Origin of the sequence: Paenibacillus sp. FSL R7-277 (genome assembly GCF_000517965.1) — a bacterium.
Taxonomy (GTDB): Bacteria; Bacillota; Bacilli; order Paenibacillales; family Paenibacillaceae; genus Paenibacillus_AQ; species Paenibacillus_AQ silagei.
The window spans coordinates 1-244 of record NZ_ASPX01000087.1 but is presented as its reverse complement, the minus strand read 5'-3'; the positions used below and the strand labels follow the sequence as shown (position 1 = coordinate 244).

1 tRNA gene is annotated in these 244 nt (G+C 52.9%); it reads right to left on the bottom strand.

From position 1 onward, the window contains the following. Nucleotide 1: 1 nt before the first annotated feature. Nucleotides 2-77 (bottom strand) — tRNA-Ala (locus tag C173_RS26110). Nucleotides 78-244: the final 167 nt, after the last annotated feature.

Genomic DNA, 244 nt, shown 5'->3' with positions numbered 1-244 from the left:
TTGGTGGAGCCAAGCGGGATCGAACCGCTGACCTCCTGCTTGCAAGGCAGGCGCTCTCCCAGCTGAGCTATGGCCCCATATAATCACCCCAAAAAGTGAGGTGTAGCTTCGAGGTTAATTCCGATTACTTTTCGGGGACCCCGGTACTTGCTATTCAATTCCAGATTGTTATATGGTGGGCCTTGGTGGACTCGAACCACCGACCTCACCCTTATCAGAGGTGCGCTCTAACCAACTGAGCTAA